This is a genomic window from Gelatiniphilus marinus, assembly GCF_042684345.1.
Taxonomy (GTDB): Bacteria; Bacteroidota; Bacteroidia; order Flavobacteriales; family Flavobacteriaceae; genus Gelatiniphilus; species Gelatiniphilus marinus.
In genome coordinates, this window is sequence record NZ_JBHULK010000001.1 from 30,953 (window position 1) to 51,485 (window position 20,533).

Annotated in this window: 20 protein-coding genes; 7 read left to right on the forward strand and 13 right to left on the reverse strand. The window is 32.8% G+C overall.

The window, feature by feature from the left end:
* From ACFSQS_RS00145 to ACFSQS_RS00160, 4 genes are all read right to left on the reverse strand, one after another.
* A complete protein-coding gene (locus tag ACFSQS_RS00145; RefSeq protein WP_388012212.1) occupies window positions 1-2,682 on the reverse strand; it encodes a DEAD/DEAH box helicase in 2,682 nt (893 codons plus the stop codon).
* A 17-nt stretch (window positions 2,683-2,699) separates the two neighbouring features.
* Window positions 2,700-3,764: a Fic family protein gene (locus tag ACFSQS_RS00150; protein WP_388012215.1), complete on the reverse strand. Its 1,065-nt coding sequence runs from the start codon at window positions 3,762-3,764 to the stop codon at window positions 2,700-2,702.
* A gap of 124 nt (window positions 3,765-3,888) precedes the next feature.
* The gene (locus tag ACFSQS_RS00155; protein WP_388012218.1) at window positions 3,889-5,466 is read right to left on the reverse strand and encodes a site-specific DNA-methyltransferase; all 1,578 of its coding nucleotides are present in this window, start codon (window positions 5,464-5,466) and stop codon (window positions 3,889-3,891) included.
* A gap of 4 nt (window positions 5,467-5,470) precedes the next feature.
* Window positions 5,471-5,764, reverse strand: a complete 294-nt coding sequence (locus tag ACFSQS_RS00160) for a helix-turn-helix domain-containing protein (RefSeq protein ID WP_147678669.1) — start codon at window positions 5,762-5,764, stop codon at window positions 5,471-5,473.
* A 280-nt stretch (window positions 5,765-6,044) separates the two neighbouring features.
* Here ACFSQS_RS00160 and ACFSQS_RS00165 point away from each other — a divergent pair, with 280 nt between their 5' ends.
* A complete protein-coding gene (locus ACFSQS_RS00165) occupies window positions 6,045-6,440 on the forward strand; it encodes a hypothetical protein (protein WP_388012222.1) in 396 nt (131 codons plus the stop codon).
* A 385-nt stretch (window positions 6,441-6,825) separates the two neighbouring features.
* Complete coding sequence (locus ACFSQS_RS00170) at window positions 6,826-7,263, forward strand: JAB domain-containing protein (RefSeq protein WP_388012225.1); 438 nt, start codon at window positions 6,826-6,828, stop codon at window positions 7,261-7,263.
* A gap of 147 nt (window positions 7,264-7,410) precedes the next feature.
* Here ACFSQS_RS00170 and ACFSQS_RS00175 read toward each other — a convergent pair whose 3' ends face one another.
* Window positions 7,411-7,641, reverse strand: coding sequence for a helix-turn-helix domain-containing protein (locus ACFSQS_RS00175; RefSeq protein ID WP_388012228.1), 231 nt, complete (start codon window positions 7,639-7,641; stop codon window positions 7,411-7,413).
* Window positions 7,642-7,747: 106 nt separating this feature from the next.
* On the opposite strand from ACFSQS_RS00175, the gene ACFSQS_RS00180 reads away from it, so the two are divergent.
* Genes ACFSQS_RS00180 through ACFSQS_RS00195 form a run of 4 tightly spaced genes read left to right on the forward strand, consistent with a single transcriptional unit; the run spans window position 7,748 to window position 9,432 of the window.
* Window positions 7,748-8,341 carry a hypothetical protein gene (locus ACFSQS_RS00180; protein ID WP_388012231.1) on the forward strand — a complete coding sequence of 198 codons (594 nt, stop codon included), beginning with the start codon at window positions 7,748-7,750 and terminating at the stop codon, window positions 8,339-8,341.
* A 1-nt stretch (window position 8,342) separates the two neighbouring features.
* Window positions 8,343-8,702, forward strand: a complete 360-nt coding sequence (locus tag ACFSQS_RS00185) for a hypothetical protein (protein WP_388012234.1) — start codon at window positions 8,343-8,345, stop codon at window positions 8,700-8,702.
* On the forward strand, window positions 8,650-9,009 hold the full coding sequence (locus tag ACFSQS_RS00190) for a DUF3127 domain-containing protein (RefSeq protein ID WP_388012237.1): 360 nt from the start codon (window positions 8,650-8,652) through the stop codon (window positions 9,007-9,009). The genes ACFSQS_RS00185 and ACFSQS_RS00190 overlap by 53 nt, the downstream gene beginning before the upstream one ends.
* A 33-nt stretch (window positions 9,010-9,042) precedes the next feature.
* Window positions 9,043-9,432 carry a hypothetical protein gene (locus ACFSQS_RS00195; RefSeq protein WP_388012240.1) on the forward strand — a complete coding sequence of 130 codons (390 nt, stop codon included), beginning with the start codon at window positions 9,043-9,045 and terminating at the stop codon, window positions 9,430-9,432.
* Window positions 9,433-10,051: 619 nt separating this feature from the next.
* Here ACFSQS_RS00195 and ACFSQS_RS00200 read toward each other — a convergent pair.
* The 6 genes from ACFSQS_RS00200 to ACFSQS_RS00225 all read right to left on the reverse strand — a co-directional run bounded on the left by ACFSQS_RS00200 (window position 10,052) and on the right by ACFSQS_RS00225 (window position 18,793).
* The gene (locus ACFSQS_RS00200; protein ID WP_388012243.1) at window positions 10,052-10,306 is read right to left on the reverse strand and encodes a hypothetical protein; all 255 of its coding nucleotides are present in this window, start codon (window positions 10,304-10,306) and stop codon (window positions 10,052-10,054) included.
* Between the two features lie 313 nt (window positions 10,307-10,619).
* A complete protein-coding gene (locus ACFSQS_RS00205) occupies window positions 10,620-11,774 on the reverse strand; it encodes a hypothetical protein (RefSeq protein ID WP_388012246.1) in 1,155 nt (384 codons plus the stop codon).
* Between the two features lie 101 nt (window positions 11,775-11,875).
* Window positions 11,876-12,025, reverse strand: coding sequence for a hypothetical protein (locus tag ACFSQS_RS00210; RefSeq protein WP_388012249.1), 150 nt, complete (start codon window positions 12,023-12,025; stop codon window positions 11,876-11,878).
* Between the two features lie 270 nt (window positions 12,026-12,295).
* The gene (locus ACFSQS_RS00215) at window positions 12,296-13,144 is read right to left on the reverse strand and encodes a T9SS type A sorting domain-containing protein (protein ID WP_388012252.1); all 849 of its coding nucleotides are present in this window, start codon (window positions 13,142-13,144) and stop codon (window positions 12,296-12,298) included.
* 13 nt (window positions 13,145-13,157) lie between these two features.
* The gene (locus ACFSQS_RS00220; RefSeq protein WP_388012255.1) at window positions 13,158-14,615 is read right to left on the reverse strand and encodes a formylglycine-generating enzyme family protein; all 1,458 of its coding nucleotides are present in this window, start codon (window positions 14,613-14,615) and stop codon (window positions 13,158-13,160) included.
* Between the two features lie 233 nt (window positions 14,616-14,848).
* On the reverse strand, window positions 14,849-18,793 hold the full coding sequence (locus ACFSQS_RS00225) for a hybrid sensor histidine kinase/response regulator transcription factor (RefSeq protein WP_388012258.1): 3,945 nt from the start codon (window positions 18,791-18,793) through the stop codon (window positions 14,849-14,851).
* Window positions 18,794-18,966: 173 nt separating this feature from the next.
* Between ACFSQS_RS00225 and ACFSQS_RS00230 the strand changes: the two genes are divergently transcribed.
* Window positions 18,967-19,461, forward strand: coding sequence for a hypothetical protein (locus tag ACFSQS_RS00230; protein ID WP_388012261.1), 495 nt, complete (start codon window positions 18,967-18,969; stop codon window positions 19,459-19,461).
* Here the strand turns inward: ACFSQS_RS00230 and ACFSQS_RS00235 are convergent.
* Both ACFSQS_RS00235 and murQ read right to left on the reverse strand, forming a co-directional pair.
* Window positions 19,458-19,697, reverse strand: a complete 240-nt coding sequence (locus ACFSQS_RS00235) for a DUF6095 family protein (RefSeq protein ID WP_388012264.1) — start codon at window positions 19,695-19,697, stop codon at window positions 19,458-19,460. The two genes, ACFSQS_RS00230 and ACFSQS_RS00235, sit on opposite strands and share 4 nt — an antisense overlap.
* On the reverse strand, window positions 19,684-20,505 hold the full coding sequence (murQ, locus tag ACFSQS_RS00240; RefSeq protein WP_388012267.1) for an N-acetylmuramic acid 6-phosphate etherase: 822 nt from the start codon (window positions 20,503-20,505) through the stop codon (window positions 19,684-19,686). Before murQ ends, ACFSQS_RS00235 begins: the two co-directional genes overlap by 14 nt.
* Between the last annotated feature and the right edge of the window lie 28 nt (window positions 20,506-20,533).

Below are 20,533 nucleotides of genomic sequence, written 5' to 3' on the forward strand. Positions count from 1 at the left end.
TTACAAATCTTTTAATACCTCAATGACACTCCTAGCTGTATAAGTATTCTCAACCTGTTTAGATTCAAATACCATGAAGTACTTAAAGTTATCTCCTGCTTTTTCAGCCCAAGTCTTACCTAAAATATTTTTATTTCTACTATCATCATTATCATAGACATCTCCTTTGGTTTCTAATAGTATGATGTTTCCTTTTTTAGTGTAAAGAATAAAGTCTGGATAATGGTTAGAACTAAACCCATTTAAAGCAAACCCTTTACCTCTTTCTAGGTTTCTATGCCAAAAGACTATGTTTTCAAGTGAGGCAACTTCCATAATCATTTTTTGCTCGTAATTGTTCATACTAGCTTCTCTATCATATAGAGATTTGCCAATAGTGGTACTAGGGTTTAAAAAGGTTAATGTTTCAGGAAACTCAAAATTTTCTTTTACAACAATCTTGTTGCTATCTATAAGAATTTTAAAACGCTCTTTAGCATAAGTGTCTGTTAGTTCATTGATTTTATCTCTAATCTTTTTTACATAAATAAAATCATTATCTACAATATCTCTAATTTGCTCACTAGATAGATTATCAAAAACGCGACTGACATATTTTTGTAATTCTTGTTGCGAAATAGGTGTCATGTCACCAAGTTTAGAAACGATAATACTACTAATTTGGTTTACTTGTGATGCTTTAGGTTTAGATAATATGGTGTCAACTAGAATATCCTTTGCTCTCTTACTTACTTTTTGGGCTGTAGCAGTCTTTTTCTGCTCATTAAAATCTACTGCGTATATCTCTTTAGAAATATCATCAAAAGTTACTTGTGTGCTGTAATTAGATAACTTAAAACCATCAAGTAAACTAACCTTGTTTAGGTATTGGTCTTCAGAATTTAATTCTTCAAAAAGACTAACACCATCAAGCTCACCTTCTTCCACTTTTTTAAAGAATTGAGGTAATTTAATAGTAGTTGCAACTTCTTTAAATTGGGAGTCTAATTTATAAACTTTAGGTGCAGTTTTCATAATATCTGTAAAAATAGAAGTGGTATCATCAATCTCAATATCATTTACTTTCTGTTCAAAAGTTTGTCCTTCAACCTTTGCCTTTTCTGTAATATGAGATACTAAAGTGTTTTGTTGACTAATAGTATCTAATGTAACTTCTTCCTCTGGATTAAACTCAACAGCTTCGACATCAAAATCTTCATCAGATTTAACATAGCTGTCAGGTTCAGGTTCATTTGAAAATAAGTTATCTGTAAGTATTTCATTTGGAGTTAATTCTTCTTCAGGTGCTTCTTCTGCATAATAATCATCTTTACTGAAACCAGATTCTTGTAAACCTTTAACAATACTATCTAAGGTCTCATTAAACTTTGCTGAAGCTGTTAACACAAAAGACATGTTTAATAACGCTTCTTTATGCTTTACTACATAAGGTTGTCTTAATACTCTACCTAAAATTTGTTCTACTTCCACAGGGGAAGATTTATCTGCTAATGATGCTAAAATATATGCATTTGGGCAATCCCATCCTTCTTTTAAAGCATTTACTGTAATAATGTATTTAACAGGGCAGTCTTTAGCCATTAGGTCAATACCTTTTAGCTCATCAATGCCACTTGTTTTTATTTTTATTTGTTCTTCTGGAATCTTAATCTTAATTAACTGCTCTTTAATCTTTTGAAAAGTAGTGTTGTTCTTTCCTTTAATGTTAGATTGAGCTTGGAATAACACTATAGGTCTTATGTATTTTCCTGTTAGCTTTTCTTCTTCAATAGCTAAAAGTTCTAATTGCCTTTGTAAGTGCAATGCACTTGTAATAACTTCTTCTTTTTTATGATGATTATAGACTACAACAGGAAGTTTAACCATATTTTCCTTTTTAAGAGCCAATGCATTTACAAAAGAAATGATATTACTGTTTTCTTTAGGTGTAGCGGTTAAATCTAAAACTAAAGATGGGTTTAGATTGTTCAGCATTTCAACACTTAAATCACTTTCAGCATTATGGCTTTCATCTACAATTACAATAGGGTTTAGGCTTCTTATAACATTAATTAAAGCAGTTTCATCTGTATCTGGTAACACAAGGTCTTTATCTACAATAGTGTTTCTAAAAGACTCTAAAGCACCATTTTCTTGAAACACTTTTCTATCATCCTTTTTCCTTGAGTTTATACGTAAACTACTAAAATTGAAAACAAAAATGTTTAGCTGTTCTGTTACAGAAGTAGGATTGAAATTAGCACCTTGTAAGAGTTGGTCTTTTTCATACACTTCAACTCTGTTACCAAATAGGCTATTTAACTTTTCTCTATAAGGGTGATTAGAGTCTGAAAGGTTTTTTACTGTTTGTTGTAATAAATTAGACCAAGGGACTAACCAAACAACTGCTTTTGCATTACCTTGATAAAAATGCTTGTTTATAGTGTGTATAGCATTACAAGCAATAAATGTTTTACCACCAGCAGTAGGCACTTTTATGGCTATATGTAATGCATTTGGAATATTATCTTTATAAGGTTTCATACCTGTAAAAGAACCATCTAATTGTGGGGTATAGGGTATGCCTAACTTATCTTCCCAGTATTGATTAAATGCTTTTGCAGGTGTAGCCTCTTTTTGTGTGTAAGACAAAAAATGCTCTAAATCTTTAATGACTTTATGTTGGTATGGTTTTAATTCCATTAGTTTAAATGCGTAATTTACCTTTTGGTAAGTGTGTTAAATAATTTTTGGTTGATGTAGTAATTACTTTTACCAATTTTAACTTTGGTCAATAAACCATGGTCTGTCAATGCATTTAGGTAACTACTAGCTGTGTTTCTATGAACTCCTAACTCTCTTTGAAGAAAATCAATTTTTGTGTAAGGATGTTTAAATAAGATATTTATTAAGTCATGGCTATAAAAGCTAAACTCTGACCTAATTTCTTTTTTATAGTCATCCATTAATATTTTTATTTTGTTAACTACTTTAATTGTTTCAAGTGCAGTTATTTCTACACCCTTTAGCATCCATATTATCCATTCTTCCCAAGAGTCTTTTGTTCTTACTTCTTGTAATAATCTATAATAATCATTTTTGTTTCTAATGATATAGCTACTTAAATACAGAACAGGAATGTCTAATAGTTTTTGTTGTACTAAATACAGCATATTAATAATTCTTCCAGTTCTTCCATTACCATCATAAAAAGGATGAATGCTTTCAAATTGGTAGTGTATAATTGGCATTTTAATTAAGCTATCTATATCATGAAATTCTGGACTATTGATATAAACTTCTAAATTCTCCAATAAAGATTTTATTTCATTATAATTTTGAGGTGGTGTAAATACTACTTCATCAGTTCTGGGATTTTTTAAAACTGTTCCAGGAACTTTTCTTATTGGATGATTGGGAGCTATTTTTTTTTGAATTTTAATAATATCGTTGGTAGTTAAAAGACCTTTTTCTTTAATAACATTATAACCTAGTTTTAAAGCATCTGCATAATTTTTAGCCTCTTTTGCTGCAATTGAAGTGACATCTTCATCTACAGCAGCTTGGTATAGTTCATCATCTGTGGTTACTATGTTTTCTACTTCATTACTATCTTTAGCTTCTTGGAGAGACAGTGTATCAATAAGTATTTGAGAGTTTGGAATTTTTTTAACTTCTCCTTTTAATTCTCCAAGAGCTCTACTAGCCTTTGTTAAAGCTTTTAAAATTGCTACTGATTCACAATTTGTTTTGGGAGGTAATGGTTTTATGGTTATTTCTGTCATCTTTTATAGTCTTATGCACAATATTATCTGTTACATTGTTAATAACAGCTAAACATGCACAACAAAGTACGTATTTTTGTGCATGTGTTGTACTACATGCACAACATATTTTTAAATTATGTGTTTAAAATCTAGTTATATCTCTTGGTATCTTTTTAAAAACAATATTATACTTATCCATAATGCTTTGGTCTAGCAAACAGTTATCTGCATAAATAATGTATTGACTAGCTTTGGTTTTAATAGACCTTAAAAAGCTTTCATCTAAAGTAGTTATACTATCTTTTTGGTAATAGAAATAATAAGCAGTATCATTTTTGGCGCCTAATAGATAATCTTCTTTAGGTTTGATAAAAGGAGCTTTAGCTTCACTATACCAAACATACTCTAGTATTTTATCTAAGGCAATATCTTCATTTAAAAAGCCATTATCTAAAAATAAAGGTTCTCCTAACTCATAGTATGTAAAATCTCCACCAGTACCTTCAATAGCTTTAGAGCCTTCTCCATAACCATTAATTACTCTTTTTACTCTTTCAGCAGTTATGGTATTGGCATAGTCTTCCATTTCTACTAAAATGAATTTTCTGTTACCTTCATCTTGCTTGTTTAGATTTAGTACTGCGTGAGCTGTTGTACCTGAACCTGCAAAGGAGTCAAGAATAATCGAATCTTTTGGTAGGTGAGAAATTAATTCCTCTATGAGTTTAGGAGGCTTTACTGTATCAAATCCAACAGCCTCTCCCATAACTTCATTTAAAATGTCTTTGCCATTTAAAGCAGAACCAACTTGTTCTGAGCTAAAGTGAGACCAAAATGGAATAAATTTTCTTTTTTCTAATTCATCTTCAGGGTAAACGGCTTTTTTAACTAAACCATCAATAATTTCTAATCTATTATTTTTTTCTAACTCTATAGCTGTATCTATCCCAATTTGCCACCTTTTTCCATCTCTTGGTTTCTGCCCTAAAATTTCAAACTTCATTGTGTCTCTTTGGTAGCCACCAGCATCAGATTTTTCAATAATTTCAAACCTACACTTTCCTAAAATCCCTTGATGAGGGTACTTAAGTCCACTTTCAATTTCTTCTAATAAAAAGCCATTAATGCTATTCTTGTTTTTAGCGTAAAATGTAATAGGCTCAACTTTCTGTTGAAGACCAAATCTTGCAGAACCTGAATTAATTGGTTGGGTAGTTGATTCCCAAGTTAATTCACCTATATAATTCCTTTCTCCAAAAATTTCATTACATAAGCATTTTAGATGAGCATGTTCATACTTGAAATTTATTGAAATAAAAATAACACCATCTTTAGCTAGAAGTTTGTGTAGTAAAACTAATCTAGGATACATCATGCATAGCCACTTGTCATGCCTAGACAAATCATCACTTTCAGAACCAACTATTTTTCCTAACCATTTTTTTATTTTAGGACTATTTACATTATCATTATAAATCCACTTTTCATCACCAGTATTATAAGGAGGGTCTATATAGATACAATTTATTTTGCCTTCATATTCTGGCAATAAACTTTTTAAGGCTTCTAGGTTATCACCATGTATAATTTTATTTTGCGAGGTAGCATCTTTACCCTCCTTACTATTAGTAAAGGTGTATTGAGGCTCTAATGTTTTATAGGGTACATCTTGATGATGGTTTATTACTTTTTCTTTTCCTATCCAGTTTAATGTTGGCATACAGTTAGTTCTTTTCTTCTGATTTAATTCTTTTTAAGGCTATTTTAATGGCGTCTATAGCAACTTCTTCTCCTTTTACATCTTCATATACTTTCTCACTAAGCCATAACTTTAAAAGTTTACTATGTTCAATATCTAAAGCAATAGCCAATTTATCTATTTGCTCTCTAGTAGGTTTTCTATCTCCTTTTTCAATTTTACTTATTAAAGCAGTGTCTGTATCTATCATAGAAGCTACTTCACGCAGTAATAGGTTTTTAGTTTCCCTTTTTGATTTTAGTAATTCTGAGAGTATCATTTGGTAGTCAAATTAGTTCTTGTCAAATATTGTCTAAATCTAACTAGAATTATTGATATAAAAAATTTTTGAAAAATTTTTTTTTGGATGCTATATGAGAGAGCTGAGTACCTTGTGCAAAACCCCCACCCATTTCTGGGGATAGAGATTCCCCCACCACTTTATATAGTAAAGATAATTTTCTAGCAGGATAAATAAATTCAAGTTGATAGCTGTAATTTATATGCTGTGGAGGATTGATTTTCTGTGTGGTGTACTACAACTCAAAAATTTTAGAACAATGGTTAGAATCGTAAACTACAAAGAGAGACAGAAAGAGGATGGAACATCATTCTTTGTTTTGGAACTGCAAGGAGGAATTGAAATGGTATTAAGCAAGGTTACAGGTAACTTTTATGCTACTGCCAAGAAAGCTTATATCCCTTCAACATTTGATGAGCAGACCTGTACAGGTTTGATTGGTACAGAAATGCCAGGAAGCATCATTAAAGAGGACTGTGAGCCTTTTGAATATGTTGTTAAGGAAACAGGTGAAGAAATAACATTATCCCATAGATGGGTGTATGTTACAGAAGATGCTGTTAAGCCAAAACAGACTGCTGTTAAGTATGAGCAGAATGTTATTGCAAACTCTGATGTGTTTTCAAAGAATGGAATTCTTGAACATGCAGAGTAAAAATATAAGCCTAGTCTATGTAAATAGATTGGGCTTTGTTTTTTGAGTTTTAAAATACCCTTACTTTATTATACTTGTTTGCTCATACCTTCATAAATAAAAAATAGTCTAGCTGTAGCTAGTTTACACTTTCTATAAGGATATATTATTAATCTTGAAGGTAAGAATAAGATAGTATTAATAGGTTTTAATTCTGCTTAAGAAAGAAAAAGAACCAAAAAGAAAGAAACTTCATAGCTCTTCCCCTCAACCATATTTATATACTTTTTGCGAAGAATTGTTCTGAAGTGTTTCAGAAAGAAACTTCTTTGGCAAAGGTATATGTTCCAAAATTAAGATGCAAGTAAATTGGTAATTATTTTCCTAGGAAACTAAATTTAAAAATATGAAAATTTCAGAAATAAGTGTCTCATACTCAAATAACAGGAGTGATAGACTAAAAATAAGTAATAGTAAGCAATCTTATGATATAATAAGGGCTTGCTGGAGTGATTCTACCATAGAATTACAAGAGGAGTTTAAAATATTAATGCTGAATAGGAGTAACCAGATTTTAGGTGTTTATCCGCTTTCTAAAGGAGGTGTTTCTGCTACTGTGGTAGATGCGAAATTAGTGTTTAGTGTAGCTCTTAAATGCAATGCAAGTAGTATTATTATTTCCCATAATCATCCAAGTGGAAATTTAACCCCAAGCGAAGCAGATAAAAATCTAACTCAAAAGCTAAAAAAGGCAGGTCAGTATTTAGATATTACATTGTTAGACCACTTAATCGTTACTAAAGATGACTTTTATAGTTTTAGTGATAATGGATTGATAAAATAGTCCTCTTTTTTCCATTTCTATATATAGTGAATTGGAAAAAGTGGGACTTTTTGTCTTTTGTTTATGTGTGAAAGAGTGTGTGAGTAGTCTTTCTAAGTGAAAATTTGCAGTTTGTAAGTCCTATAGATTAGTATTAATAGCTAAATCTTACTTTTTATCCTCTAGGTTTACAATATCACATAAAGTGATACCTAAATTATCAGCAATCCTTTTTAAAGTGTATAAAGTAGGATTGGTTCCACCAGCTTCTAAACGACTAAAGTTAGATTTTTCAATATTACATTTAGCAGCAAGGTCTTGTTGAGCAATTCTTTGCTTTTCTCTTAACATTTTAACTCGTTTTCCAATTGCTATTTGAAGTTGGTCTTTATCATCCATTTTAAAACACATATTATCTAGTTGTCAAAAATGATAATTAACTGTGTTGTTTTGGTTATCATAAATGATAAAATAAGTATGTTTGTTAATTATAGATTAATACAGTATGAAACTAAATATTTCAAGAATTACAGAAAATAAGGACTCATTGAGGTCTAAAGAAAATGTTGTTTTAGACCTTTATAAGGATAAAGATAATTTTATTGATTATGAGTTGAAAACTTCTAAAAACAATGCTAATAGTTTGGTTTTTGTGAATACAAACCATAGAAATATGCTACATAAACATTTGATGTTTGAGCATTTTTATGTTGTTCTATTAGTGCTTTTAGTTGTAAGTGTACTAGCATTGTTTAGTGATAATATTTTAATGATATTACTTTCATTCACAGGGCTTATTTATGTTCCTTATAAGTTACTATCATCTAGTGAAGTGCCCTATAAATTAATTTTTGAAGGTCTTAATGTTTATGAGTTGAATCATGCAGGTAAAAGAATACTTGAGTTCAGTCCAATTAATGTAGAAAGTTCTGATTCTGATAAGTTTGAAAGTGACTTTATCTTTTTTAGTACTTCAAATAGTAGTAAGGGAAGTAAGTCGATAATGGTATATGAAGGTTATTCTTTAAAGGTGAGACAATTGTTCATAGAGTTTTATAGTAAACTCAATTTTAAAAATTCTATAAATAGAATAGGTTAATATGAGGTTTAAAGAGGTAATAGACGAGCTAGAAGCTCTATTAAATCTTGAAGGTTTTTGTAGTAGGGATAAAGTTGCTTGGTGGTTATTTAAACATGAAGAAAGATACATTGGTTTAAGTAAAATTAAAGACACTTTAGAAGCTGAATTTCCTGATAGAAACTTAAGAGAGCATAAATCTTTTATAGTAGAATTACTATTCACAGAACTATATGAGGGAGTAAATAAGAATTTTGAAACTACAAAACCATTTAGTAAAGAAGAGGTATATCTTAAAGATATTATAATGAAAATTAAAACGTCAACAAATGGACTTAATAGGAAAGATAAAAATTTTAAATGGGACTCAAGTCCTAGGTGATAATGGCTTCAGAAAAAGAGAGGTTGTTATAACTACAGAAGAACAGTATCCTCAACATATTTTAGTAGAGTTCATACAAGATAAGTGTGATTTGCTAGATAGTTATGTTGTAGGTCAAGAAGTGAAAATAGCTCTTAATTTAAGAGGTAGAGAGTGGATTAATCCAGAGGGAGTAGCTAAATACTTTAATGCTATTCAAGGTTGGAGAATAGAGCTTGTAAATAGTGAACAGCCTACACCTCAAATCCAAACACAGCAAGAACCAGTTAGCTTTTTAGATGAAGCAGATAATGACTTGCCATTTTAACAAAAAAATCAATTAACCAATAAATAATAAATTATGAAGAATATTTTTTTAGCATTAATAGCGATTTTTGCATTTACAGCCTGTTCAAGTGATGATGACAATCAAGGAGAAGAACAGCAAATTAGCCAATCTCATATAGTAGAGTTTACAACAGGTTCTCTTGAAAGTTGGGTATCTGTAGGATTAACAACTACATTGACTTTAGAAGATGGTACAGAGTCAACAATTAATTCAGATTTCGATTATACTCAAAATATAGTTAGTATAGAGATTCCAGAGAATACAGCAAGCTTTGATTTAGAATTCTATATAGAAGATTCTTCTCAAGCTGAAATGCGTTTTTATGGTTCTGTGAATGGTGTTAATGTACATCAAGAAACTATAAACCAACAAAGTTATCAGTATCAATATACTTTTAATTAAGGTATGTGTAATTCCTTATTAAAAGAGTTACCATTTAAGATTGGAGAACAGTATGAGTTAAATGAGTTTAATCTTAAGACTTTAAAATCAACTTTTAGTAATGAATTAGAGTATGAAAATTATGAGTATATAAAAGGAGATTTTAAAACACTATTTGGAATACCATTTTCAAATAATGTAATCTTACAGTATAACGGAGATATACTCTATAGTGTAATTTGCGATTTTGAGCTATCTCATTACAGTTATCTAAAATCTAAAGTTAATCAGTGTGCATTTAAAGAGGTAACTATTGAAGTTCTAATCAAAGATAAATACCATTGCCAAATAGTATTGCAGAGTAAATAAGGCACACTTTTCGGCATACATATTATGTTATTTATGTGTAACTACTTGGTAATCATAACCCGAAGGTCACTGGTTCGAGTCCAGTTCCCGCTACTAGAGAAGACAAGGCTTTCGAGAAATCGAAAGCCTTTTTCTATTTAGGGTAGTACAGAATAAGTACAGAATAATGAATTTTTCAAGCTATTAATTTGATTTGATACTAAATCAAGCACTTTGTTATTCTTCTGGTAAAGAATTAATTACGGATCAAGACTAAATGTTGTGTTTGTTGCTAACTACTTAATAAGTTTTTAAATAAAAAGGAAACAACGCCAACAATAGTTTTTGTTATTCCCTTTTCAGAATTGATTAATAGCGTCTTTATATGTTTTTGGCTTTCTATATTTTTATTCAGTTTGATAGATTTTATTACCTTGCTTTTTAGAGTTATGTTTAGTTTATAATGGCCATCTTTTAAATGATCTATGCTTAGGTATATAGGATGTTCCTTATTTTCGTCTTCGTTTATTTTAGTTAGCTCTGGCATTATTTAATAGCTGTGAAAAACACACTTTAACAGTTTTTAATGCTGATTTAAAATTAGAATTATTAAGTCTTAATACATGCTATATATGTAACAAAACATAGCACATTGGCAACATCGGGCTACTTATTTTATGTTATTGTGCATCTATAATCGTTTGTTCTGTGCTTTGCATTATCAGACGTGTCAAGTGAAACTTCTCTGGTTTCCAGCCCTTTTTCTTTGACTCTTTTCTTTAACTCGTCTAATAGTTGTGCTTGGGTTTGTAACCCAGAAAAAAGAAGAAACACTAACAAAATTAATTTTGGTTTTATAACTATTCTACTTTTAAAAGGACTTTATTGTTTGTTGTAGCTAGTATTTTTGCTTTTATGATTCTCATATTAAATTGATCACCAGGAAGGAATTGCTTGCCCTTATTAAACTGATCTCCTGGTAAGAAAGGCGGGTCGTCAGGAAAAAATTGGTCACCTGGAAGAAACTGATCTCCTGGAAGGAACTGATCACCCGGAAGGAATTGGTCACCAGGAAGAAACTGGTCTCCCGGTAAAAATTGATCACCAGGAAGAAACTGATCCCCAGGTAAATACGCTTTTGAGGTGTTAATAGAAATCGCAGAATTTTTTAAAGGTTGTACCACATAATCACCATATAAAATACCTAAACGGAAACTGCTGTTTGGATATTTTGCATTGACAAGCTCTGTATTTTGCATGCTTTCAAACAATTCTATATTCTGAACTTGGTTGGTTTCTTTATCAATAACCAGCACTATTTTTGTGCCTGCTTGATTTGGTTTAGATGATTTGATACCAGTTAGTTTAACGTTTTTTATAGCTCGAACAAAAGCATTGCCAGTCTCTAAGGTTTCACCTCCAATGGTAATGATGGCAGGTTTGAATTTGTACTTTGGCACATTAATTATCTGGTTCCCATCAATAGATACTTTTAATGAACCTTTATTAAAATGTATTGCAATAAAGCGCCAAGTGGCTTCTTTTTTTTGGGCATGATCATTGTTAAAGACATTGTGAGCTATGTTTCTCTTATTTATTTCGTCATTACCATAAAGATAAGCGCCATGTCTAAAAATTTTGACAGGGCCGTACCATCCTTTTCCAATACTGTTTTTGAAGATAATTCGATCACTGCTATCCCAAAACCTAATGCTATAATGTTGTTCGGTAGGGCCTTTTCTAACCACATTAAAATAAGCTTCAAATTCTAATGTAAATGAATCGGCTAAGTAGCTTTTACTGTTTAATAAAGGTGTAATTATCGCACCATTTGATAACGAAATTACTTTTTCGCCTTGAAACGTGTCAATTTGAGCAGAACCTTTTATTAAATCCCATTTAGATGGGAAATCACCATCTGTTTCATTATTTGGTTTGTCATGAAAGTTTTGTGAAAAACTCATTCCTGTTATTAAGAATAGTAAAATTGCGGTAAGGATATACTTTGTTTTCATAACTATAATTTTATAATGGTTAATTGATTTTAAATTGAAAAGGGAACAACGCCAACTAACGTTTTTGTTATTCCCCTTTACAGACTTGATTAATAGCGTCTTTATATATTTTTATTCAGTTTGATAGATTTTATTACCTTGTTTTTAAGAGTTATGTTTAGTTTGTAACGGCCATCTTTTAAATGATCTATGCTTAAATATATAGGATGTTCCTTATTTTCGTCTTCGTTTATTTTAGTTAGCTCTGGCATTATTTAATAGCTGTGAAAAACACACTTTAACAGTTTTTAATGCTGATTTAAAATTAGAATTATTAAGTCTTAACACATGCTATATATGTAACAAAACATAGCACATTTGTAACATCGGGCTACTTATTTTATGTTATTGTGCATCTATAATCGTTTGTTCTGTGTTTAGGTTATTGTTTTTTGTTTTCTGAGGAATCGTATAAATTTATTAGCATTTTTTACTGAATAGTTTTGTGTTAAATTCAAACGAAATAGTTAGCAATTTGTGAATTATTTTTTAACAATAAGTTTTTTGCTCACCGCTCCTGTTTCAGAATATATATTTATTAGGTAAATGCCATCAGGCAGATTACTTACGTTCAATTGGTTTTTGTTCGATAATTTAACTTCAATCTTTTTTCCCGATATATCATATAAATCTATAGCTTTAATGATGATGCCGTTACCAGCTTTAATGTTAACCAAATGGTTTGCCGGATTAGGGTATAGCAGCACATCCATTTCAATCAGGTGTTCTACCACATCCAGCGTTAATGCGGTTGTTAGTAAATCGGCATCAAAGCCGTCGCCGTTTCCGCCCTGGTAAAGCATCAACATAAGCCCCGATAAATAGGTGTCCGATTTTAACAAATTAGCAAAACCATCACCATCTCCACCATTAAAAATTTCAGCGATAAACCCTTTAAGAAATGTGCCGTTTAATACTTCGGCATCATACCCGTCGCCAGAGTTGCCAACATATAAAACGTTTAAATCCTGTCCGTTAAGAACGGATTGTAGGTTATCTTTGGAGAAGCCATCACCAAACTTTCCGCCGTACATACTATTCACATTACTACCGGTTATTGTGCTGGATGCCATATTAATGGAAAACCCATCTCCAGAACTTCCGTGGAAAATTGTAAAGGGTTGATTAATGAGCAGCCCTTGATTTTTATCTGCATTAAAGCCATCGCCAAAACCACCTTGATAAAGCACCGAAAATGAAGCTATTTCTCCATTAAGGCGGCTACCATGTAATGGTGAGGTATCGCTTCCTTCGTTATCGCCACCTGCAAATTGGGCATTTGCAAACGGGCTAATACAGACAGCACATAGTGTTATAAATAGATGTTTCATGGTTTTATGGATATTATTCAGCTGTACGACCGCCACGGAAGCCTAATCTAGTATTGCCATTTGTTATAGCGTTGGCGGCATCATATCTATCGGATACTCTTATAAAGTCCGTGCCATTTGCATAAGATCCACCTCTATACCCAATGCCCGTAGCATTTGTGGGCCATGAGCTTACATTGGAGGCTCCGGCTGTTGTTAATACACCATCGCCATGCGTGCCGGTAAAGGCCCTGCCTTCGGGAAGCCCAACGGTTATGCAACGTTCGTAAAGATTTCCTGTTAATTCCATGATGCCGTAATAGCTGCCGCCAGTTTCCTCACGGGTTTTGTTTATGGCACTGGCGGCAAAAATGCCACAGCGTTTGGGACCGCTCGGGGTGCCATTTGTTACTGTATAGTTAGCATTTCCAGTACCTGTTTCCGGGTTGGTTACCAACTCAGCAGGTTGAGATTCGTTAATATAGGTGTATGCTGTTGTGGCAATATTTGAGTTTCCCCAGGCAAATTCATTTGCTTTTGGGGCAATAGGTCCTCTGCATGCTTTTTCATATTCCAGTTCGGTTATGTGCCTAAGGCCTGCCCAATCCAAATAAGCCAGCGTATATGTAGTTGCAACATAATTTAAGGCAATGTCTGGACTTGTTGTAGTGGCAGTGGCACTGCCATCTTCCCATGAAATTGTGTTTCGGGCAAACGGAGCATCCGAATTTTTTCCGATAGAACCAGTAATATCGTTGTTTGTTTTTTGGGTATCGGTAAGTGTGTTAAAAAAGCTTACCCACTGGCCTTGGCTTACTTCATATTTCATACAGTAAAAAGCGTTGAATCCTTTTGGAAACGTAGAGGGAATGGGGCCTAATCGATCTCCTGTGTCGGAACCACTAGGTTGCCCATAATACAGGTTGCCAGCACCGGTAGCAACTGTAATAGCATTTTCCGATGTTATTTTATAAGGAACAAAAGAAAAAAAGGAGTAGAATTTGCCACTTTCATTTCCTGTGCTGCCACCAACCGAAAACTCACCTTGTGGCACATATACCATTTCTATGGCAAATACTTGAATGTCAATAATATCATTGGTATCTATAGAACCATAATCCCATCGTAAGCGCATATTTTGCAGATTGATATTACCACTACCGTCGCTGTCTCTGTAAACAAAAGCGCCAACACCATCATTGGTTACATCAATGGTGCTACCGGCTGCGGTAACAAAATCGGTCTGTGCCAATTGCGCATGAGCCCAATTACCACTGTTTACGCGGTATTTAATAAATACCCAGGCGGCATCCCAATTGGAAGGGCCAGCACTAATGCGCCATGAGTTTTCCCAACTTAAGTCGAATTCCACTTGCACCCAACTCTCGGATTCGTTTAAATTTTCTAAAGTAATATTGCTTACCGTTATGTTATTTCCCATGCACAAATAAGAAAATAACAGGCCAAATAATAAAGTAAATCTTGTTTTCATAATGTAGTTTTTAAGTGTACAATTTAGCTTGTAATGGTTGTTTTTTATATAATCGCATCTTGGTAATTAAGGAACTGGTTATTATAGTTTGCTTTTGAATTGCTCATTAAAAAGCTATGCCACAAGGTCTATAAACACCTTTTGTTTTACCATGTAAAATTATATGGAAAGTGTTTTGGGGCGTACCATATATGTAACAAAACATAGAACATTTGTAACATAAATTGAATAACTTATATTTTGTTCATATAATCGTTTGGCGTGCAGTTATAGGCGTTTTTAAAACATTTAATAAAGTAAGAAGGGGTGTTGAAACCCACTTGGTAGGCAATTTCTGAGATGGTTAAATTAGATTTCCTTAATAGCGATATGGCCATTTTTAAGCGTTGTGAGCGTATAAAACCAGTAGTTGTTAAACCTGTAAGTGCTATTAGTTTTCTGTGCAATTGCATACGGCTTACCAGCATTAGTTTGCTAAACATGGCCGCGTTAAAATCTGGGTTTGATAGGTGTTTGTCCAGGACATTTTCTATGCTGTTTAAAAAATCTTTATCATGTGTGCTGGTTGCTATATCCTTTGTTTTTAAAAACCTATGCTGAGAATAGCGCATTTGAAGCGATTTTCTTAATTCAATTAAATTTTCAATACGTTTGATTAATAGTTTGGATTTAAAAGGTTTCGTAATAAAATCGTCTGCACCGGCTTCAAGCCCTTTTAATTCGTTTTCCTCACCAGCTTTTGCGGTAAGCAATATAATGGGAATATGGCTTGTAAGCATGTTGTTTTTTAATGTGTTGCAGAGTTCGATGCCATTGGTAACGGGCATCATTATATCGCTTATTATAATATCAGGGATAGTTTCGAGCGCTTTTTTTACACCAATTTTTCCGTTGGATGCTTTTATGATTTTGTAATTAGATTTTAAAGTGGATTCGATGTATTGCCTTATGTGTTTATCGTCTTCTACAATTAACAAAACAGGTTTTTCAGAAGATTCGTTGGTGTTTTCTAATCCTTCTTTTTTTATGTCTGAAGTATGCCGGTTTATAATTTTGCTTTGCTCATGTTTTATATCTTCAATATTAAATGCGTCTTTATAGATGGGAAGCGTTACGGTAAACTGGATCTCGTTTGTATTAACGGTACTGCTTACCAAAGAGCCATGGGTTAAAGCAACCAGTTCTTTAACCAAGGCCAGCCCGATACCAACACCGTCTGCATTGGGGTTTACCTGATAAAAGCGGGTAAATAATTTACTTAAATCTTCTGGTTTAATGGTGCTTCCGCTATTTAAAACGGTAAGGATGGCATAGTGGTTTTGTTGTTCTGCACTAAAGTATATGTGGCCGTTTTTGGGTGTGTATTTTACCGCATTGGCCAGTAAATTGGTTACTATTTTTTCTACAATATCTTTATCAAACCAAGCTTTAGGGATGTTTGAAATGTTTGTTTTAAAGCGCGAACCTTTTTTTTGTGACCGATATTGAAAGGATGATGCGATCTGTTTTAAAAGAATACTTAAATTGTTGTTTTCTATGTTTAATTTTAAATGGCCGGTTTCTAATTTTGCCAAATCCAATAACTGATTGACCAAGTTTAAAAGGCGTTTAGCGTTTCGGTGGATTAGGGAAAGCTCTTTTTTGTCGGTATCGCTAATCTTGTTTTTTGCCAGTTGGTTTTCGGTTGGTCCTAAAATTAAGGTTAAGGGTGTTCTAAATTCATGTGAGATATTTGTGTAGAGTTTGGTTTTAAATTCATCTAAATCCTTTAACCTATTGGTTTCGGCGTGTTCCAGCTCTAGTTGTAAGTTTAGCTGCCATCGCCATTTAAAGTATTTGTAGGTTAAAAATAGAATTAATACTAAAAGAAGCCCATAAATAATTTTAGCTGTGTTATTTATGTACCAAGGTTTTAATATGGTAAATGCGTAGGTTGCCGGAACTTGGTTCCAAACGCCATCGTAATTACTGGAGATTACTTTAAAAACATAATTATTTGGTGGTAAGTTGGTGTAATGGGCAGTGTTTACATTGTTAGAGTTTAGCCAATTGCTATCATGGTTTTCTAGTTTGTACTTATATAAATTGCGTTCGGGTTGAGAGAAATGCAAGCTAGAGAATGTAAATGTTACGGTATTTTGGTTATGCTTGTAGGCTTTATTTTGAATGAGGGGTTTGTTTTTATTGAATATTCCGAAGCTTGAAATTATGGTTTTTGGCTTTACTTTATTGAATGATATTTGATTTGGATGAAACCAGTTAACGCCCTCGAGACCGCCAAAATAAAGGGTGCCGTTTGGCGATTTAAAATACGCTCCGGTATTAAACTCTAGAGCTTGCAAACCATCATAATTATTATAGTTTTCAATTAATGGATTGTCTTGGTTTGGCGATAAGCCAAACTTGGTTAAACCGCCGTTGCTACTTAACCAAAGGTTGTTGTTATCGGGTAAAATACCGTAGATAACATTATTTGGCAAACCGTTTTCTGTGGTAAATACAGATGTTTCGTTTAATTTAATATCGTACTTTTTTAGCCCTTTTCCCGCGGTGCCAATCCATAAAACACCATCTTTAAATAAAAGCGATTTAATAGAGCCGTTAACGCTTTTAAGTTTTTCGATTTTTTTGGTTAGCAGGTCGAGTTTAAAAACCCCTTTGTTTTCTGTGCCTATCCAAAGTTCGTTTAAATTGCCTTTAACTGCTGTTTTTATATTGTTTGAGGTTAAGGCAGAGTTTTTGGTGTTGTATTTTTCTATAATGCCTTCATTTTTATCAAAAAGTACCAAACCGTTGTTTTCTGTACATAACCAATTGCGTTGTGGTGTTTTGGGCAGCATCCACCAAATGGTGTAGTTAGATATCTCCGGAAAATATTTAAAACGCCCATCTGTTCCCATAATATTCAGTCCAAATGCCTGGTGGCCAATCCATAAGGATTTGTTATTATAAGACAAGCTGATAATCCGGTTGCTTGCTATATCAGAGTTGTTTGTTGATATTGTATTGTAAATGTTTTTATCGTTATTAATATATGTTAAGCCTTTTCCTGAGGTGCCAATCCACATATTTCCTTTGGGATCTGTGCTAATGCTTCTAACCACATCTATATTGACGGATTTTGGCATTTGTTTGTTGGTAAGCACATTAAATTTAAGTAAATGTTCGTCGTAGTAATTGGCACCTGCACCATCTGTACCAAGCCAGATGATACCTGTGTTATCTTTGTATAAAGACAAAATATCGTTGTATTGAATGGCAAAGGGATTGCTTTTGTTTTCCAGAAAATTGGCGACAGTTTTATGCTTAAAATCTAGTAAATATACACCATGGCCATAGGTGGCAATCCATAATCGGTCTTTGCTGTCTGCCAAAAGGTCTTCAATATTTAAGTGTTTTGGTATTTTAATACCGCCATGTTCTGCAAACGCATGTAGAGAATCTTGCTTTGCTTTTTTGTAATACAGCCCGTTGCCAAAACTACCAAACCAAAGTGTACCATCTTTGGTTTTTTCTATAGTACTAAAATTTATACTATCTGTTTTATTGGTTTTTAAATTTTTATAGCTGTTATTTTCGCTAATTTGCAAAACCGTACCCGATGTTGCGGCAATTACTGTGTTGTTGTTTTGGTAAAGGGCATTAATGGTTTTTGTTAAATCTATTGGTTTTAATAGCTGTACGGTATCTTTTGTAATAGCGTTTATTTTAAACAAACCCTTTCCATGAGTACCAATATAGGTATGGTGTTTTTTGTCTTGAAAAATCGCACTTACATTGCTAAATGCTTTAATGCCAACAAAGCTGTCTGTTTTGGGGTTGTAAAGTTCTAGTTTTCCTGGGTTGGTAATTATCCATAGTTTGTTTTTTTTGTCGATATAAATTTTGCCCAGTCTGCTAAATGTGGGTCTTGTAATGTCTTCAAATTGTTTGTTGTACACTTTAAACGAACGCCCATTGTATTTGTTTAGGCCATCTTGGGTAGCAAACCACATATAGCCAACGCTATCTTGGGCTATGCTAATTACACTGTTTTGTGAGAGCCCGTCTGTTATAGATAAATTGCTAAAGGCTATTTGTTTTTTAATCTCTGGTTTAAGTGTGTCTTTTTCAAAATTATTTTGAGAAAAACAGTTTAGCAGTGTACAAGCAAATAAAGCCGAGACAAAATTTTTCAATTAAGTAAAGTGTTGTTTAATAGCTATTTGTAAATTTAGCAAAGAATTTTATTAATAGGTACATAGAATGTAATTATTAGCGCAGAATTTTATTTTACAATACTGTAAGTATTTTAGATATAAAAGACTAAGCAACAGTATTTTTGGGTTATTTTTTTATTATTTTGGTTTATATGATTACAATTATTGAATCTACACTTAAAACACTTCAAAAGACTAAAGTTTTATTAGATGGCTTGCAGGACCACACCTTAAGCAATGCTACTGTAGCTCCTTATTATTCTAGTATTGGTACCCATATTAGACATATTTTAGATTTTTATGATTGTATATTCAATTCGGATAATTTAATTGATTTGACTGCTAGGAGTAGAAGTAAGGATGTGGAATCTAAATGTGATTGTGCAGCAAATTATCTAAATACAATTATTGAAAAATTGCGGAAAGCTGATTTTAATATGAACGATCCCGTAGTTGTAGTTGATGATTTAGGCCTTGGTAAAATAGAAATAAAATATACCCTGGGTGCTGTTTTTGCACAGGCAAATAGCCATACCATTCATCATTACGCTATTATAAATTATATATTGCAAGGTTTGAAGATTCCTTTTAACGATGCTGATTTTGGTTATAACCCAACAACTCCGAAGCTTTCTTCTTTAAATTAAGAATTGTTGTTTTTAAACATACTGTCTAATACCGTATTTATGCCTTTAAAGGCAAAAAAAACGGCTAGTGCGCAAATTGTGCCGCCTAGAATCAATATAGGTATGTAAAGTGGTTTTTCTTTATTGCTTAGCGCAATATGCAAAAGTATTGGGCCTAAAAACATTCCGCCTAGGGCAACCCCCATTTTTTTTAGACCTTTAACCAATATGTTTTTATTTGTTTTATGTGTTTCCATGGTTGTAATTTTTAACCGCCAAACGTACACTGCCAAATTTGTCCAATAGGTATTTTGCTTTTTCTTGAGGTACGTTAATTTCGTTCATAATCATTCTAACACCTCTATCAACAAGTTTGTTGTTGCTCAACTGCATATCGACCATTTTGTTGCCTTTTACATGGCCCAACAGTATCATAGTTGTTGTTGTTATGGTGTTTAAAACCAATTTTTGGGCGGTTCCTGCTTTCATTCTGGAGCTTCCGGTTACAAACTCTGGACCTACAATAACCTCTATGGGGTATTTTGATGCCGCTGCCAAAGGGCTGTTTAAATTACAAGTGATGCACCCCGTAATAATGTTGTTTTTGTTGCATGTTTCTAAAGCCGAAATAACATAAGGCGTGGTGCCAGAAGCCGCAATACCAACTACAACATCTTTATCGCTAATGTTATAATGTTGTAAATCTTGCCAACCCAATTCTGTAGAATCTTCAGCAAATTCTACGGCGTTTCTAATAGCGGTGTCGCCTCCGGCAATGATTCCGATAACCAAATCTGGGGAAACGCCAAATGTTGGTGGACATTCTGAGGCATCTAAAATACCTAAACGCCCGCTTGTACCTGCGCCGATATAAAATAAGCGACCACCTTTTTTTAATTTTGGTACAATTTGCTCTATTAGTAATTCTATTTGCGGAAGCGATTTTTCTACAGCAAGCGGTACTGTTTTATCTTCGGTATTTATGTTCGAAATTAATTCTTTTACACTCATCTTTTCCAGATGGTTGTAGTTTGAATCTTGTTCGGTTATTTTTGTAAAGCCCATAATTCAAAAGTATGAATTATTAGCGAGT